Below are 16,334 nucleotides of genomic sequence, written 5' to 3'. Positions count from 1 at the left end.
AAATCGAACCAAGGTAGCAGCTAAACAAGACAGCAACGGGGCAACTTACTTTGCCTAGTTTTCTCGTACTTGGGCTTGTGGGTAATGGGCCGTAATCACACTTCTTACGCCATTGCCCCAAACAATAGCTTGGTTATAGAGGGTGTGTAGCTGCTTCTGATCAATATCTAGGTTCTTGGCAACCTTAATGACGTTCATCCACAACGCACTTTCAAACGCCTTAACTAACGTCATGTATTGAACAAACTCGGCATTTTTGCCTAACAGCGCATTGTTAAGATCATCGGAAAGTGGCAGCTGCTTTACAATGTCAGACATTGACTGGTCTAAAAGACCTTCTAGCAACGAAAATAACCCCACCAGGAAGCCAATGGGTGGGTTGGCCTTTAACCCTCTTTGCTGTGAGAGTAAGTCAAAGAACTTTGCCCGCACCAAAGACATGTGAATAATTTCTAATGGCTTTTCATCACCAAGGTTAGTCAGGCTTAGTAGCGCAATGAACTTCTTAATTTCGACTTCGCCCATGTAATTAAGGGCGTGCTTTAAGGAAGTGATTTTATAGCGTTTATTAATGGCTGGATTATTAATGAACTTCAGAAGCAAATAGCTTAACGCCGCATCCCGCTCAATCACATGACTTATGCGGTTAATATCAAAGCTATCGCCAGAAACTTCACCCATTAAATCGACAATGTTCATTTTAGAGGCGGGCAGTTGGCGCACAATTCGGGCTTCTGGCTGGGCAAAAAAGTAGCCTTGAAAGAGGTCGAAGCCTAAATCTGAACACGTGGCGAAATGATCCGGCGTATTCACTTGTTCAGCGACCAATCTGACATTAGCATCTAAATAACGGGGAATATGTTTTTCAATGGTTTCAAAACGAGTACGGGACACGTCCACTTTCACAATGTCGATAAGAGGCAGAATGTCGTGCCTGGCGCTCAGCATCATAGGGTCATCAATCGCGAGTCGATAGCCTAACTGCTTGATATGTTGGCAGGCTTCAAGTAGCCCCGTATCTGTAAACGGATTATCCGCCAATTCAACCACCACCGATGCTGGATCCAGAGTAGTGGGGAAGCGCGAAATAAGGGTTTCCGATGAAAAGTTGATGAACGAACTTTTTTCGCCGCTAATATCGTCTAAACCTAAGGGGTGAAACTGTTCTTCGATATATTGCGCTTTTTCGGGAGAGTGTTCTGGATACGCACCGCCTTTTCCATCTCTAAAGATAAGTTCATAGGCAAAAACACTTTTGCTTTTGTCTAAAATGGGTTCTCGAGCGATAAACGCAAACATAAAATTTCCTGAAAATTCAACCTTCTTACATGACGGCAGTGTGGCGGTGTGAATCTATATCATCGACCTAAAGATGTGTTACGTCAACTAATTACAGGGTTTTTACATTAAATGCAGAATTTCGTCATTCTTGTATAAAAAATGACGAGCCTCTTTACGTTTTCGTGGTTGATGTTTGAACGTGATGTGCCCACTTTATGGCTTCATTGAAGTAATCATGCAGTTTGGTTTGCTTGAAGGCATGTTTAGACGCTAACTTTTTAATCCCTCCCCAATTTGCCCGTTCAAAACATTGGGCGAGTAAAAGTGTGTCTCTTAGATGGCCCCGTTCGGCGCATAGCGCCGATTTCACATCGTCGCTAATAGGTATTTTACGAATAAGATCTTCTATGGGTTGCTCCATCATGGCGTCTAGCAACGACAGTAAGCCAGTGAGAAACCCCTTCATGGGGTCGTTATGTGCATTCATGTCGGCAAAGGCGAGTTCACAAAATTTTGCTCTAACTAAGGCCATGGACATAAGTTCAGTGGGTTTACTCTCGCTGAGATTAGCGAGCGCAAGTAACGCGATAAACTTTTTAACTTCCACTTCGCCCATGAAGTTTAAGGCATGCTTCAATGACGTGATCTTGTGCCTTTTATTAATAAGCGGATTATTGATGAAGCGAAGTAAAAGGTAGGTTAAGGAAGGATCTCGCTCTATGATGGTATTGACTTGCGTCAAATCGAGTTGTGGGCGGCTACTTAAGGTAAGCAACTCCATCATGGTTAAACTACTTGGCCCAAGTTTCCTATGCCTGACGACTTCAGGTTTCGCTAAAAAGTAACCTTGAAAGTAGTCGAACCCCATATGTTTAAACGTTTGAAATTCTTCGTGGGTTTCAATTCTTTCAGCCACCAGTTTTATGTTGTGCGCTTTAAACCGTTCAACCAGTGCCGGGATCTCGTCATGGGGAATTTCGGTAATGTCTATTTTAATAACACTGGTAAAGGGGATAAAGGCTTCCCACTTTCCTTTCATGTCATAGTCGTCTAGGGCAATAGGGTATCCCATTTCCTTAATGTGTTTGCAGGCACAGACAAGCGCGTCGTCGACGTCCACCGTTTCAACAACCTCGATCACCACTTTGCTGGGATCTAGCGAGGTAGGAAAATGATTCATCAAGGTGTCGCGATGAAAATTGATAAACGCCTTTTTATCCCCCGTAATTTCTTCAATACCTAAGCTTAGGTGGGTAGAAGTCAATATTTTGGAAGTGGCTTCGTCAGGGGAAATATCGGGAAAGCAATTGTCTTCTCCCATTCTAAACAACAACTCGTAGGCATAAACCTGTTGCTGTGCATCAAAAATGGGTTGTCTGGCCACGTACGCGAACATTAAGGACCTCTTATCTCTCAGCGTTCATTATTTATCATTATTTTTATCTACGCGATGGGGGCGTTCTTCAGGTAGATAGTCTTCTATCGAAAAAAGCGACGCTATTAATCTAATTGTTGATGTCGCAAATGTCGAGTAAAAGCACTATAGTCATATCCGTGGCCAAGAGCAGCTATGGATAGCCGGCGGCACACAGCACGAAAAGCGGCTGATGTCAGTATGATAGGATGAACGGATTGGGTTTTTTCTGTCATTAAATTATAATGGAACAGTGATATTTTTTAGTTCGTAGATAAAAATATGAAGGTAGCGGCAGAGTTATTACCATGCTGCTAAACACAGGCGTCGTTCCTTTCTAGCTATCTGTCTATCCACGTTTTAGTAAAATGAACTTTTTTTTTGTGATTTGGTCTTGATCTCTAGCAGATGAGTACTATATCCATATATCGGTTAGATTTCTGATCACAATTAGGTCTCGCGCGGCTTATATTAGTTTGCTAATATAAAGCGGCAACGAATGAGGTGAATAATGAGCAACAACTTACAATCAATGGCACTGTCAGTGCCTCACAATGGTAGCATCGAAGGCTACATTCAAGCTGTGAGCAGCATTGATATGTTAAGTGCGGAAGAAGAGCGTGAGCTCGCTGTCCGTCTTCGCGAAGATGAAGATCTCCAAGCTGCACGTAAGCTGGTGATGTCGCATCTGCGTTTTGTTGTGCATATTGCAAAGTCTTATTCTGGCTATGGCTTGCCACAAGCCGACTTGATTCAAGAAGGTAATATTGGCTTGATGAAAGCCGTGAAGCGTTTCGACCCTACTGTGGGTGTACGCCTAGTGTCTTTTGCGGTGCACTGGATTAAAGCTGAAATTCATGAGTTTGTGCTTAAAAACTGGCGTATTGTGAAAGTCGCCACCACAAAAGCACAAAGAAAGCTTTTCTTTAACCTACGTAAAGCGAAAAAGCGTTTGGGTTGGTTTACGCATGAAGAAGTGCAAACTGTGGCTAATGAGCTCGGTGTGAGTACAAAAGAAGTGCTTCAAATGGAAGCGCGAATGAGCAGCCAAGATCAAGCTTTCGATTTGTCTGCTGATGAAGATGAAACTGGCAATTTTGCTCCTGTACAGTTTCTAGAGGATAAATCGTCAGATGTTGAAACTGATGTTATCAACAGTGACTGGGATGCCAACGCAAGTAAGCGTCTTTACTCTGCGATCAAAACCCTCGACGAGCGTAGTCAGGACATTATTGAAACCCGTTGGTTGGCAGACAGTAAAATTACTTTGCAAGATTTGGCCGATAAATATGAAGTGTCTGCAGAGCGTGTTCGTCAAATAGAAAAGAACGCGATGAAAAAACTTCAAGCTGCTATGGTGGCGTAATAGACATCACATAGCTAAATCTATTCAGGTCTCGTTACCCAGCAGGGTAATCACATGTCGAAAAAGCGCCTTATAACGGCGCTTTTTTATTGCCTTAAAAAATGAGAACTGAGTTTACGTTGCCACTAGGTTGACGCAGCCATCTAGGCGTGATCAGGCGTGATCAGGCGTGATAGGTCGTTGGTGATACGGGGACTAGTGGTCGTCGTTTTCGTTCTCGGTGGCAGGTAAAACCCAAAATACCCCTTCAAACTCTGCTACCGCGGTATCGCCATCGAGTATATTTACACTCAGCTCAAATCGCGCTTTTTGTTGTTTTTCCAACGGAGAGTACTTGCCGGACAAAGATTCTATGTTGCAGATGGCCCGAGGTTTCATGGTAATGGGTTTATGATAATGAATGTCTCCATCACCTAAGACAATATCCCCTTCCAGTCCGCGCTCTTTTAGTTGTAAGTAAATTAGCCCCCACCCTGTGAGGGTGGCCAAAGAAAAAATACTGCCCGCGAACATGGTGCCATGAATATTGATATTTTTGTTTAACGATGCGCGGGTTTCAAGGGTGCGCCCCGTGTACTGATATAACTTAATCCCCATATGTTCAGTAATGGGGATGGTATCCGACCATGTTTGTTGTAATGACTTACACCATTTAGGGTGCATCACTAACGAGTTATTTTCGGTGAGTTTTTTCACCATTTGCTGGCGTTTAAGCATGCCTAATTCGTTTGGGGCTTCTCTTTCCACATAGAAACCACACGCGGTAAAAAAGTCGATAGATATTTCTCGGCTGTTGGTAACCGCACGCTCTGCGCCAAGCTCTTTGGCGACATTTTCAAGTGCACTCATCATCATTTGGCCTAAGCCTTTACGCTGGTGATGAGTATCTACTGCTATGTGACGTATTTGCGCTTCTTCGGCTGTGTTAAGGTGAACGCGACCACATGCCACGATGTTGCCTTTACCATCAACAATCATGCGATGCTCTGCGACTTGCTCATACTCGTCTTTTTCCGATCCCGGAGGGAAATTCCACGGCTGGCGTAAGTGAGCCCAGCGAAACTGAAAGTACGCGTCAAAGTCTGTATTGCTTGTTGGTGTGACAACCTTATACACGGTAATACGCCTTATATGAAGTAAGAGAAAATCAAAATTGTTTTTCCCAAAATATGTGGGTACACACGAATTTAGGCGAGTATTATACCTTAAAATGAAAGGTAACGGGGCCATCGTTAACTAAAGCAACTTGCATATCAGCACCGAACTCTCCGGTTTCCACGGCCAGCCCTTTCGCCTGAAGGGCTTCAACAAACTTTAAGTAAACCGCTTTGCCGTGTTCTGGGGTTGCGCCCTGAGAAAAGCCGGGTCGGTTACCTTTTTGCGTATCCGCGACGAGTGTAAATTGGGATACCACGAGAATCTTTCCGCCAACTTGCTCTACATTTAGGTTCATTTTACCGTCGCTGTCGGCAAACATGCGGTATCGACTCACCTTATTGGCAAGCTTTTCAATTTCATCGTCACCGTCATCTTTTTCAACACCAAGTAGTAACAGAATACCTTGGTCTATTTCACCAATAACCTTGCTCTCAACCGTCACGCTAGCCCGTGACACGCGTTGAATCAATCCAATCATTTTTTACTTTCCTGAATAAATCGAGACATATCTCGGGTCGCTCTACATAACGCATAGGCAATACTGGGTTCTGAAGTACTATGCCCAGCGTCAGGAATTATCTGTAACTGACTCGATGGCCATGCCCGATGTAAGCTCTCCGCTGCCTCGGTTTTACATATCATATCGTATCGGCCGTGAACGATGGTTCCGGGGATATCTTTAATTTTACTTATGTTATCAAGAATATAGTTTTCTTCCATAAAGCATTTGTTAAGCAAAAAGTGACATTCTAGCGTGGCTAGGCTGGTAACCAGCGAGAGCGGATATTGGCCTATAGATTCTCCCGTTCCTGGGGGTAAAGCGAGGCGTGATAGTCGCTCTTCCCATTGATACCATCGTTTAAGTGCACTGTGCCGGCGAACTTCATTGTGCTCGCTAAGCACTTGATTGTAATGCGAACAGATTGACTCGCTAGTCAGGGGAGATTCTATGTCTTTGGTAAACTTTCGGTAATGCTCAGGAAATAGTTGTGCTGCGCAACCCTGGGGAGAAAGGAACCAGTCTCTGTCGGTTTGCCGCGCGAGAAACACGCCTCTAAGTATCAAGCCATAGGCGTGACTTGGGTGTTTAAGTGCCGAGAGTAACGCTAACGTGGACCCCCACGACCCCCCAAAAAGGAGCCATTTATCTATAGCAAGATGTTGGCGGAGGGTATTGATGTCATCTACGTTTAGCCAAGTGTCATTATGGTGAGTGGCGTGGTGGAATTGAGAGCGGCCACACCCCCGTTGTTCGTATCCGATAATGCGATAACGCTGGTTGTCAAAAAAGCATTTATAGTTTGGCGGCAGGCCAGCGCCGGGTCCGCCATGGACAAAAAGTACGGGGATACCGTCAGGGTTGCCGCTTTGCTCGTAGTAGAGCGAGTGCCCATTTCCTACATCCACAAATCCACTTTGATAGCAGGTTACATCTGGGTAAAGTCGTTTCATTTTATTTCAACGCGTTGTGCGGGTGCCTGTTTTAGTTTAGTTTATGCTTACATAAATCTACATAATCATATTCTAAGAGCAATTGCGAGGAAGTTTGTATGTCAGGTCAAGGATCAGGGGGCAATGTCATTGCCGCCATTTGTAACTTTTTTATTCCAGGGTTAGGCCATTTAGTACAAGGGCGTATTTTAGGCGCACTGTTTTACTTTATTGCTGTGGGTGTGAGTTATGCGCTTGCTGCAACTGTGGTATTGGCCATTATTTTCTGGCCCCTAGGTGTTATTTTACACATTATTTCTATCATTAGTGCTGCGCGCTATAGCGGAAGATCAGCATTATGATGCGCGCAATACTAGCCGTGTTTACTATTATTGCCCTCACCGGCTGTCAATCGGCTTATTACGCCGCCTGGGAAAAGGTAGGGGTAGAGAAGCGTGATATCCTGGTAGATAGGGTAGAAAATGCAAAAGAGTCGCAAGAAGATGCACAGGAGCAATTTAGCTCTGCACTAGAAGCTTTCAGCGCGGCGGTGGCTTTTGACGGTGGCGAACTAGAAGACGTCTATAACGACCTCAATGGCCAATACGAAGACAGTGTTGCTGCAGCTGAAGATGTATCGGCGCGTATCGATAAAGTTGAAAGTGTGGCCGAGGCCTTGTTTGACGAGTGGGAAACTGAGCTGGAAGAGTACCAAAGCGGTGCGCTTAAACGAGACAGTGCCGCTAAGCTTCGTGACACTAAGCGTAGATACAGCAGTTTAATAGCTGCAATGCGTAAGGCGGAAAGCAAAATGCCGCCAGTGTTAGAGGCATTGCAAGATAATGTGTTGTACTTAAAGCATAACTTAAATGCCAACGCGATTGGCGCATTGCAGGGTGAACTCTCTAGCATTGAAACCAATGTTAGTCAGCTTATTCGCCAAATGAATGCCGCCATTGCAGAATCAGATGCGTTTATTTCAGCCATGAACAACTAGCATCTACTGTAAACGAAAAAAGCGTGACTAACGTCGCGCTTTTTTTATGTCTGCCAGGCTTACACGCAGCTTAATTGAACCGAATCAAACGCTATTCTTTAGGGACTTTACGAGGTTCATTTTCCGCTTTTCTATGGTCAAGCGCTTCACCCAAGCTACACGTAAATTCAGCGCCAAATAAGACAATGACCCATGACATGTATACCCATAAAAAGAGAATGGGTATAACGGCTAAGGCGCCGTAAATGAGTTCATAAGAAGGAAAGTTGGTGACATAAAGTGCAAACCCCTTCTTCGTTATTTCAAATGCCACTGTAGCCACAAAGGCGCCACCGAATGCATGGCGTGCATAGACCCTACGGTTAGGGACCACCATGTACAAGATACCGAAAGCGAGAAGGGCGGCAAAACTCGGCACCAGGCTGAGTAAGAAGGTACCTAAGCCTGGGGTATATTCTTCTGTGAAGGTTGCAAGGCCAGTTAAATAAGAACTGACCACAACGCTTGAGCCAATTAACATAGGGCCCAAAGTGATGACCATCCAATAAATGGCAAAGGTATAGACGATAGGTCTGTCGCTTTGCGTACGCCAAATACGGTTAAGGGTTTTATCGACATTAGAAATCAGCATGAGTGCTACCACCAATAACGACAAAATGCCGATGGCGCTCATTTGTGATGCGTTACCCACAAAGTCGGTCATGTATTTGTGTACCACGTCACTGGCGGTAGGGACAAAATTACTAAACACAAAATGTTCTAGCTTACTGCGCACGGAGGCAAAGGCAGGAAATGCCGACATAATGGTGAATGTCACCATGATAAAGGGCACTAATGATAAGAGGGTTACATAAGCAAGGTGGCCGGCAGAGATAGTAATATTGTCTTCTCTACAGCGCTTAATGAAAATACGAAAGAGATCCCGCATTTGCGGAGAAATCTTTTGATAAACGCTTGAAACCCTTTCCCAGTCCACTAGAGCACTCCTAAGTACCTTGCATCATAAATATGTGTTTCGTCATAAAACAAGGTAAATGGTATAACGCGTGCCCCATGACTAGCAAAGGGTTTCATGTATAAAACGTTTAAATCTATTTTGTCCCGTTGCCGCGTACACCCAACATATGACAAATGGCGTAGCTTAATTCACTTCTGTTAAGGGTGTAAAAATGGAAGTGTTTCACGCCTTCTTTGGCTAATACCTTAACCTGATCCATGGCGATGTTTGCGCCAATTAGGTTACGTGTGGCTTGGTCATCATCATCAAGACCATCGAACATTTTGTGTAAAAAGCCTGGCACGTGAACATTGGTAAAGCCCGCAAATTTCACCAAAGTTTGATAGTTGGTTACGGGTAGAATGCCCGGCACGAGGTCTAAATCTATTCCGGCTGCAGCGGCGCGATCTCTGAAGCGTAAAAATACACTGGTATCGAAGAAAAACTGCGTAATGGCTTCGCTGGCACCGGCTTCTGCTTTGCGCTTGAGGTTGAGTAAGTCAAACTGGGCGTTAGGGGCTTCAGGGTGTTTTTCAGGATAAGCAGCCACGGAAATATCAAAGTCGGCCACGTCTTTAAGCAAGGCCACTAAATCAGAAGCGTACATTTCAGTTTTTTGAACACCAGGAGGAAGATCGCCACGTAACGCCACAATTCGGCGAATACCGGAATCCCAATAGTCTTTTGCAATTTGCTTAAGTTCATCGCGACTGGCATCCACACACGTGAGATGAGGTACGGCGGCAACGCCAGTTTGTTGTTGAATGCGCTTTACTACGTCGTGGGTACGATCACGTTCACCGCTGTTCGCACCGTAAGTAACCGACATATAACTAGGTTTTAGTGGCGCCAAGCGTTCTACTGACTTCCACAAGGTTTGCTCCATCTTTTCAGATTTTGGCGGAAAAAACTCGAATGACACATCAATATCGCGCAGTTCCGAAAGGGACTGATTTAGTGCATCCACACCTTGTGCGTAAGAAACCATGACTTATTACTCTTTTATAGACGTTTAGACGTCTAAACTAATGAATATATGTCTAGACGTCAAGAGGTTTACACTGCTCAATTGACCTTTTCGTGAACTTGTTTAGAATTTCGGTTCATAACATAAAATAAAAGTGGACTGAGTTAGTATAATGGCAGAGTGGAACGGTAACTATATTCACCCCTACGCAGAGCATGGCAAAAAAAGTGAACAAGTAAAGAAAGTCACTGTGTCTATTCCAATTAATGTGCTTAAAGCGCTAACGGATGAACGCACACGTCGCCAAATTAATAACCTTCGACATGCGACTAATTCAGAATTGTTGTGTGAAGCTTTTCTACACGCATTTACAGGTCAGCCATTGCCCAATGATGACGACTTGAAAAAAGACAACCCGAATCGTATTCCGGCAGAGGCGCGCCGTATTATGGAAGAAATGGGGATAGACCCCAGTGTAGAAAATGAAAAAGAATCTTAGCCGTTAATAAGCCTAGTAGAGGGCCCCATCTAACCGTATGGGTTAGATGGGTTGAGATTAGTGACTAACTCGACAGCAAGTTAGTCCGTAGAGGTACCCGGTATTCTGGCCACACCAGAATCAATCGCCGCTTGGGCGACAGCGCCGGCGATACGTTCACATAAGCGTGGATCCATAGGTTTAGGAATAATGTACTCTTTTCCGAACGCCAAACTTTCACTATTGCTGGCTTTAAGCACTTCTTCAGGAACCGGCTCTTTTGTAATACTGCGCAACGCTTCTACCGCGGCAACTTTCATTTCGTCGTTTATCGCGCTCGCACGTACATCTAATGCACCGCGAAAAATAAAGGGAAAACACAACACGTTATTCACTTGATTAGGGTAATCAGAGCGTCCCGTTGCCATAATAAGATCTTGCCTAACTTCATGGGCGAGTTCTGGCTTAATTTCAGGGTCAGGGTTAGAGCACGCAAACACCACGGGGTTTTCCGCCATCAGTGCCAATGCTTCTGGTGGAAGTACGTCAGGGCCGGATACCCCAACAAAGATATCTGCGCCTGCCATTACGTCTTCTAACGTGCGTTTATCCGTATTGTTGGCAAACAGCTTTTTGTGTTCGGTTAAATCTTCCCGGCGAGTATGGATAACACCTTTGCGATCGAGCATATAAATGCGCTCACGCTGCGCCCCACATTTAATCAGTAATTCCATACAAGCAACGGCTGCAGCCCCTGCACCCATACAGACTATTTTGGCACTTTCGATATTTTTGCCCTGAATTTCCAGCGCATTTAACATACCCGCAGCCGTTACAATAGCCGTGCCGTGCTGGTCGTCGTGAAACACCGGGATTTTACAGCGCTTTATCAATTCTTGCTCAATCTCAAAGCACTCAGGTGCTTTAATGTCTTCTAAATTAATGCCACCAAAGGTATCTGCAATATTGGCCACCGTGTTGATGAACTCTTCAGTGGTGCGGTGTTTTACTTCAATGTCGATAGCATCTAAGCCTGCAAAGCGTTTGAACAGGAGCGCCTTACCTTCCATCACGGGTTTTGACGCCAGAGGGCCTAAGTTGCCCAATCCTAAAATGGCAGTACCGTTACTGATGACCGCCACCATATTGCCTTTAGCTGTGTATTTATAAGCGTTGTCGGGGTCTTCGGCAATTTCTCTCACCGGCTCCGCTACGCCAGGGCTGTAGGCAAGAGCCAAGTCATCTACGCCATCCGCCGGCTTCGAAAGCTCGACACGAATTTTTCCTGGTGTAGGCTTTGCGTGATAATCGAGTGCGCGTTGTCTAAAATCTGACATGAGTAAACGTATCCTTAGATGTAGGGTTATTGCAACGTGTTTACCAGATAGCGATAAAGGGGGTTATTTTTATCTTTGTCATTGCCCAGTTTTTGCTATGGTTTATATTAATTAGAAGCAAAAAATTGCCTAAATGAGAACCAGATAGCATGCAAATTTGCTGACGTATTCTCACGTGGCAACTGTATCACACGCCATTAAGTGGTACATATCTGATCAGCTTTTTACATAACTCAATGTAGGGGAGGACGACGCCTAAGACCAGTCACCTTGTCGAATATTAGTTATTCACATTATTTATGATGTTTTTGTAAGTTATACGTTTTTTCTATTTTTCTGTGAAACAGTATCTATGTGCTGGCGGTGTTAAGGAGAAAGTGATGTCTGAAGAACGATTGGTAGAACAGTTAACCGATGTGTGTGAATGGGCAAAGCAAAAGCAGGAAGGGTTTGTGTGGTTAACCCATATAGGGCATTGGCGTCGACCTGAGATTGTTGCGGTGTTTGAAACCGAGGCACATAAAGCAAGGGCACTTTCCAATGGTTGGTACAGCGCATTTGTAGAAGCTGCGGAATTCGCCTGCGAAGCCGTAAAAGGGGAAGCCAAAAGTTTTCGATTTGAAAGTGAACAAGCGTGCAATGAACGAAGTGGCGGCAATTGGGCGAAGCATTTACAAAAAGGGAGTGTGCATTAATCGCACGTCTTTTTTTAAATAGTATATTTAATGTATAAAAAAAGCGCCATAAAGGCGCTTTTTTGCGAAAAGGGTATCAGGCTTACTTTTTGCCCAATGCACCAAAACGCTTCTTAAAGCGATCAACACGACCACCTGTGTCAACGTTACGCTGCTTACCAGTGTAGAAAGGGTGGCAAGAAGAACAAACGTCTAGGTTGATGTCTTTACCAAGTGTAGAACGGATGTTCATCACGTTACCACAAGAGCAAGACGCTTTAATTTCAGTGTATTCTGGGTGGATACCTTGTTTCATGGGATTACCTCACGTAAAAGGCCGTATCGCTATACAACCCGAAGTTGCACACCATACGTAACTTAATATTCAAATGACCGACCGCATAAGTGCAGGCAGCCGTAAAAAGAGCGGCGCATATTAAAGGAAGAGGGCTGCGCAATCAAGCTATTTTTGTTTATTCAGTAAGCAATTAGCCTATGGATAGCAACAGAAGCTAACATGCGACATGACAAGCTAGTACGTTTGACATTCTCCAGAAATACCAGATCATACACAGGGTTACTTCTCTGTATTCACATTAGTAAGGCTTAATCTTCATGGTATTTATTCAGGTCGCGGTACCTGTACCCATTCGCCAATTGTTCACCTATCAACACGCGGTTGCATTGCCTAGTGGTGTTCGAGTGGCTGTTCCCTTTGGGCCGCGGTCGTTAATTGGCGTAGTGGTAGCACAGCAAAACGAGGCCGACGTTGAGAATATCAACAAAATTAAGCCCATCGAGAAGGTCATAGACGACACGCCGGTGATTGATGGTGTACTGATGAAAATGGCGCAGTGGCTTTGGCAATATTATCATCATGCCCCGGGCGAAGTACTGCATGCCATGCTGCCCGTGTTGCTGCGCAAAGGCGAATCGGCGCAGCCATCCAAACAGGCTTACCTCTTTGCAACAGAAGACGGGTACATGTGTGAACAGGCGAAGTTGCAGCGGGCACCAAAACAACTTGCCTGTTTAGACGCGCTGAAAAAATCACCCATGATAGCCACAGAAGCGAGAAAAGCGTTTTCGCCCACTGGGGTAAAAGCCCTAATCGAAAAAGGGTTGGTGGAAATGAAAGAGGTAATGCCTTCGTTTACACCCTTTGATTATGTATCTCATTTAAAGGTAAGCGCGACACCGGTACCTGACAAGGAACAAGCGGTAGCCATTGCTGCACTAAACCAACAACATCATCGTTTTGTGATTAGTTTGCTAGAAGGTGTCACAGGCAGTGGCAAAACCGAAGTGTATTTACAGGCTATTGCGCCCTTATTGGCCGCAAAGCAGCAAGTGCTTATTTTGGTGCCCGAAATTGGGCTGACACCACAAACGGTGGCGCGTTTTGAAAAACGTTTTTCCATTGCCGTGGGGGTACTTCATTCTCAACTCACAGATTCGGCAAGGTTGTTAGTATGGCAGCGGGCGAAAGCCGGTGAGCTAGGCATTATTATTGGCACCCGCTCTGCTATTTTTACACCGTTTAAAGCCTTGGGCATGATTATTGTCGACGAAGAGCATGATGAGTCTTTTAAACAGCAAGATGGATTACGGTATCACGCCCGAGATTTAGCCGCCGTCAGGGCGAAAGAAGAAAACATTCCCTTACTGCTGGGAAGTGCCACACCGGCACTGGAAACCCTCAATAATGCCCTTTCTGGCCGTTATACTCACCTGCAACTCACCCAACGCGCGGGTGGCGCTCAACGTACGCAACAACATTTACTCGATGCCCGAGACCAACCTGTTCATTATGGCATTACCGAAGGCATGCTGACACTGATGCGCCAACACGTTAATGCAGGAAACCAAATTCTGGTTTTTGTTAATCGTCGAGGTTATGCGCCTGCCATGTTATGCCATCACTGCGGGGAAACCGTTACCTGTAAGCGTTGTGATAAACCCTATACGGTGCATAAATCGCAAAATCGATTGCAATGTCACCACTGTGCAGCAACCAGAGCCATTCCACGTCATTGTGAAGTGTGTCACAGTACTGAATTAGTGACGGCGGGCACCGGCACAGAGCAAGTAGAAAAGGGCCTTGAAACGCTTTTCCCCGACGCCAAACAAGTGCGAATAGACAGCGATACCATAAGGGGGAAAGACAAATTACACACCACCCTGGATGCTATTAATAATCGTGAATACCAGTTACTCGTTGGCACTCAAATTTTATCGAAAGGCCACCATTTTCCTCACGTGACACTGGTGGTGGTTCTCGATTGTGACGGGGCCTTGTTCAGTGCTGATTTTAGAGCCGCAGAAAAGTTAGCGCAATTGGTTACCCAGTTAGCGGGGCGAGCGGGAAGAGCCAGTAAACCCGGAGAAATGTGGTTACAAACCCACAACCCTCATCATCCGTTGTTGCAAGATTTGGTCAACAATGGCTATGCCCACTTTGCTCGCCATGCATTAATGGAAAGAAAGGCAGCAGGTTTGCCGCCTTATATTAGTCAAATTGTCATTCGTGCGGAAGCCACAGACAGCGCGTTAGTCTTTCGTTTTTTACAGCAATGTAAGCACATTCTCATGCCGTCAGGGTCTACCAGCCCCAGTGTGGCGGGCCCATTTCCTTGTTTAATGGAAAAGCGACAAGGGCGTTACCGGTTTATGTTAGTGTGTAGCAATGAAAAGCGCGGCCCGCTTCATCATGGCTTACGGGTGGCACTGCCTTACATGCAGGCACTACCTGATGCGGCTAAAGTGCGTTGGTCGGTGGATATTGATCCTACCGATTTCAGTTAGCACCCAAGTGGTGTTTGCGATAAACTTCGTGTGCAAAGGTACACACGTAACCCTTAGCCTGGCCGTGTTGCGTGCATCACCCTTTTACGATAACGATAAAACCATAAGAAGTAGGAAATCTGCCACCCATGGCTCAACGCGATTATGTCTCTCGTGGCCGACCGCCACAAAAGAAGAAACCCAACAATAAAAATAACCAGCGCAAGCAGGTTCAACAATCTAAACAAGGTGCTGTCGCGTCGTTTCCTATCGTACGCCTCGTTATTGTGGTGGTGCTGCTTATAGGGTTTGGCGTGTTCTTATGGTCAATTAAAGACAACGCTAGCACTGAAGTTGATACAGAAATAGCGCGTCCCGTTGCGCCCACCGAAGAAGCCTTACCTGAACTGCCAGAAGAAGAATGGGAATATATTCGTACTTTGCCAGGGTATGAAGTTGAAGTTGACGTGGAAGCACAAGAAAAATCGGACAAACGCTATTTAATGCAATGCGCGTCATTTAGAACACGAGCACAGGCGGAAGAAATGAAAGCGAAAATTGCGTTTCAAGGGCTTGAAGCACTCATTCGACACAGTAGTGGTAGTAACGGTGATTGGTTCCGCGTTATCTTGGGGCCATACGAGTCAAAACGCGACGCTGAAAAAGCCAAACACAGCTTACGCAAAGTCAATATTGCGACCTGTCAAATCTGGTACTGGAATTTATAACCCTTCTTACTGCCAAGGCTTGTGACCGCATTCGGCCACAAGCCTGGGTTTAATCCTCGTGTCTTTCCCCCTTGAAATTACCCAGCCATCCCCCACTTATGAATTATTGGATTTATATGTGTTAGCCAATTTGAATCTTTTCTAGGCTGGCGCACCCAGAGAAACGGGGAATAAACGTGACAACGATTGTATCTGTACGACGTGGAAATCAAGTAGTGATGGCTGGTGATGGCCAGGTGTCACTGGGTAATACAGTGATGAAAGGTAACGCCCGAAAAGTGCGTCGCTTATACCACGATAAAATATTAGCGGGCTTTGCGGGTGGTACAGCAGACGCCTTTACGCTTTTTGAGCGTTTTGAGGCTAAGCTTGAAGCACACCAAGGGCATTTAACCAAGGCAGCGGTAGAATTAGCGAAAGATTGGCGAACTGACCGAATGCTAAGGAAACTTGAAGCCCTACTTGCCGTGGCAGACGAAACGGCTTCTTTCATCATTACGGGTAATGGTGATGTAGTGCAACCGGAGCAAGACTTGATAGCGATTGGTTCAGGTGGAAACTATGCCCAAGCGGCCGCAACCGCACTATTAGACAATACTGAATTAAGTGCAAAAGACATTGCCGAGAAAAGTTTAACCATTGCGGGCGACATCTGTGTATTCACCAATCACAGCCAAACGATAGATGTACTTGATTACTAAGTGAAAGCGAACCAACGCCTT

17 protein-coding genes are annotated in these 16,334 nt (G+C 45.3%); 8 read left to right on the top strand and 9 right to left on the bottom strand.

Annotated features, from left to right (window positions below; translation table 11 throughout):
• Nucleotides 1-54 precede the first annotated feature (54 nt).
• Nucleotides 55-1,299, bottom strand: coding sequence for an EAL and HDOD domain-containing protein (locus EP13_RS16645; RefSeq protein ID WP_044058263.1), 1,245 nt, complete (start codon nt 1,297-1,299; stop codon nt 55-57).
• A gap of 154 nt (nt 1,300-1,453) precedes the next feature.
• A complete protein-coding gene (locus tag EP13_RS16640) occupies nt 1,454-2,677 on the bottom strand; it encodes an EAL and HDOD domain-containing protein (RefSeq protein WP_044058262.1) in 1,224 nt (407 codons plus the stop codon).
• A gap of 529 nt (nt 2,678-3,206) precedes the next feature.
• On the opposite strand from EP13_RS16640, the gene rpoH reads away from it, so the two are divergent.
• Nucleotides 3,207-4,061: an RNA polymerase sigma factor RpoH gene (rpoH, locus tag EP13_RS16635; protein ID WP_044058261.1), complete on the top strand. Its 855-nt coding sequence runs from the start codon at nt 3,207-3,209 to the stop codon at nt 4,059-4,061.
• A 195-nt stretch (nt 4,062-4,256) separates the two neighbouring features.
• On the opposite strand, the gene EP13_RS16630 is transcribed toward rpoH, so the two are convergent.
• The 3 genes from EP13_RS16630 to pip form a co-directional block, all read right to left on the bottom strand.
• A complete protein-coding gene (locus tag EP13_RS16630) occupies nt 4,257-5,177 on the bottom strand; it encodes a bifunctional GNAT family N-acetyltransferase/hotdog fold thioesterase (protein WP_044058260.1) in 921 nt (306 codons plus the stop codon).
• Between the two features lie 82 nt (nt 5,178-5,259).
• Nucleotides 5,260-5,697 carry a D-aminoacyl-tRNA deacylase gene (dtd, locus tag EP13_RS16625; RefSeq protein ID WP_044058259.1) on the bottom strand — a complete coding sequence of 146 codons (438 nt, stop codon included), beginning with the start codon at nt 5,695-5,697 and terminating at the stop codon, nt 5,260-5,262.
• Complete coding sequence (pip, locus tag EP13_RS16620) at nt 5,694-6,671, bottom strand: prolyl aminopeptidase (RefSeq protein WP_044058258.1); 978 nt, start codon at nt 6,669-6,671, stop codon at nt 5,694-5,696. Before pip ends, dtd begins: the two co-directional genes overlap by 4 nt.
• Before the next feature lie 98 nt (nt 6,672-6,769).
• On the opposite strand from pip, the gene EP13_RS16615 reads away from it, so the two are divergent.
• The gene (locus EP13_RS16615) at nt 6,770-7,012 is read left to right on the top strand and encodes a hypothetical protein (protein WP_044058257.1); all 243 of its coding nucleotides are present in this window, start codon (nt 6,770-6,772) and stop codon (nt 7,010-7,012) included.
• Nucleotides 7,009-7,647, top strand: coding sequence for a DUF2959 domain-containing protein (locus EP13_RS16610; protein ID WP_044058256.1), 639 nt, complete (start codon nt 7,009-7,011; stop codon nt 7,645-7,647). The genes EP13_RS16615 and EP13_RS16610 overlap by 4 nt, the downstream gene beginning before the upstream one ends.
• Before the next feature lie 91 nt (nt 7,648-7,738).
• Here EP13_RS16610 and EP13_RS16605 read toward each other — a convergent pair whose 3' ends face one another.
• Complete coding sequence (locus tag EP13_RS16605; RefSeq protein WP_044058255.1) at nt 7,739-8,623, bottom strand: virulence factor BrkB family protein; 885 nt, start codon at nt 8,621-8,623, stop codon at nt 7,739-7,741.
• 115 nt (nt 8,624-8,738) lie between these two features.
• Nucleotides 8,739-9,632: a methylenetetrahydrofolate reductase gene (gene metF, locus EP13_RS16600; protein WP_044058254.1), complete on the bottom strand. Its 894-nt coding sequence runs from the start codon at nt 9,630-9,632 to the stop codon at nt 8,739-8,741.
• Nucleotides 9,633-9,783: 151 nt separating this feature from the next.
• Here metF and metJ point away from each other — a divergent pair, with 151 nt between their 5' ends.
• Nucleotides 9,784-10,110, top strand: coding sequence for a met regulon transcriptional regulator MetJ (gene metJ / locus EP13_RS16595; RefSeq protein WP_044058253.1), 327 nt, complete (start codon nt 9,784-9,786; stop codon nt 10,108-10,110).
• Between the two features lie 80 nt (nt 10,111-10,190).
• Here metJ and EP13_RS16590 read toward each other — a convergent pair whose 3' ends face one another.
• On the bottom strand, nt 10,191-11,426 hold the full coding sequence (locus EP13_RS16590) for a malic enzyme-like NAD(P)-binding protein (protein ID WP_044058252.1): 1,236 nt from the start codon (nt 11,424-11,426) through the stop codon (nt 10,191-10,193).
• A gap of 380 nt (nt 11,427-11,806) precedes the next feature.
• Here EP13_RS16590 and EP13_RS16585 point away from each other — a divergent pair, with 380 nt between their 5' ends.
• Nucleotides 11,807-12,121, top strand: a complete 315-nt coding sequence (locus tag EP13_RS16585; protein ID WP_044058251.1) for a hypothetical protein — start codon at nt 11,807-11,809, stop codon at nt 12,119-12,121.
• A gap of 82 nt (nt 12,122-12,203) precedes the next feature.
• On the opposite strand, the gene rpmE is transcribed toward EP13_RS16585, so the two are convergent.
• Nucleotides 12,204-12,416 (bottom strand): 50S ribosomal protein L31, encoded by a 213-nt coding sequence (rpmE, locus tag EP13_RS16580; protein WP_044058250.1) that lies wholly within the window; start codon nt 12,414-12,416, stop codon nt 12,204-12,206.
• Nucleotides 12,417-12,715: 299 nt separating this feature from the next.
• On the opposite strand from rpmE, the gene priA reads away from it, so the two are divergent.
• The 3 genes from priA (at nt 12,716) to hslV (ending at nt 16,313) form a co-directional block, all read left to right on the top strand.
• Nucleotides 12,716-14,905: a primosomal protein N' gene (gene priA, locus EP13_RS16575; protein WP_044058249.1), complete on the top strand. Its 2,190-nt coding sequence runs from the start codon at nt 12,716-12,718 to the stop codon at nt 14,903-14,905.
• A gap of 128 nt (nt 14,906-15,033) precedes the next feature.
• Nucleotides 15,034-15,612, top strand: a complete 579-nt coding sequence (locus EP13_RS16570) for an SPOR domain-containing protein (protein ID WP_044058248.1) — start codon at nt 15,034-15,036, stop codon at nt 15,610-15,612.
• Between the two features lie 176 nt (nt 15,613-15,788).
• Nucleotides 15,789-16,313: an ATP-dependent protease subunit HslV gene (gene hslV / locus EP13_RS16565; protein ID WP_044058247.1), complete on the top strand. Its 525-nt coding sequence runs from the start codon at nt 15,789-15,791 to the stop codon at nt 16,311-16,313.
• Nucleotides 16,314-16,334: the final 21 nt, after the last annotated feature.

The organism is Alteromonas australica, assembly GCF_000730385.1.
GTDB lineage: Bacteria > Pseudomonadota > Gammaproteobacteria > Enterobacterales > Alteromonadaceae > Alteromonas > Alteromonas australica.
The sequence above is the reverse complement of the archived record's forward strand: the minus strand, read 5'-3'. Positions and strand labels throughout refer to the sequence as shown.

Coding starts and splice junctions, on each gene's coding strand:
- EP13_RS16645 (WP_044058263.1), bottom strand. CDS start 1,299: ATGTTTGCGTTTATCGCTCGAGAACCCATTTTAGACAAAAGCAAAAGT.
- EP13_RS16640 (WP_044058262.1), bottom strand. CDS start 2,677: ATGTTCGCGTACGTGGCCAGACAACCCATTTTTGATGCACAGCAACAG.
- rpoH (WP_044058261.1), top strand. CDS start 3,207: ATGAGCAACAACTTACAATCAATGGCACTGTCAGTGCCTCACAATGGT.
- dtd (WP_044058259.1), bottom strand. CDS start 5,697: ATGATTGGATTGATTCAACGCGTGTCACGGGCTAGCGTGACGGTTGAG.
- pip (WP_044058258.1), bottom strand. CDS start 6,671: ATGAAACGACTTTACCCAGATGTAACCTGCTATCAAAGTGGATTTGTG.
- EP13_RS16615 (WP_044058257.1), top strand. CDS start 6,770: ATGTCAGGTCAAGGATCAGGGGGCAATGTCATTGCCGCCATTTGTAAC.
- EP13_RS16610 (WP_044058256.1), top strand. CDS start 7,009: ATGATGCGCGCAATACTAGCCGTGTTTACTATTATTGCCCTCACCGGC.
- metF (WP_044058254.1), bottom strand. CDS start 9,632: ATGGTTTCTTACGCACAAGGTGTGGATGCACTAAATCAGTCCCTTTCG.
- metJ (WP_044058253.1), top strand. CDS start 9,784: ATGGCAGAGTGGAACGGTAACTATATTCACCCCTACGCAGAGCATGGC.
- EP13_RS16590 (WP_044058252.1), bottom strand. CDS start 11,426: ATGTCAGATTTTAGACAACGCGCACTCGATTATCACGCAAAGCCTACA.
- EP13_RS16585 (WP_044058251.1), top strand. CDS start 11,807: ATGTCTGAAGAACGATTGGTAGAACAGTTAACCGATGTGTGTGAATGG.
- rpmE (WP_044058250.1), bottom strand. CDS start 12,416: ATGAAACAAGGTATCCACCCAGAATACACTGAAATTAAAGCGTCTTGC.
- priA (WP_044058249.1), top strand. CDS start 12,716: ATGGTATTTATTCAGGTCGCGGTACCTGTACCCATTCGCCAATTGTTC.
- EP13_RS16570 (WP_044058248.1), top strand. CDS start 15,034: ATGGCTCAACGCGATTATGTCTCTCGTGGCCGACCGCCACAAAAGAAG.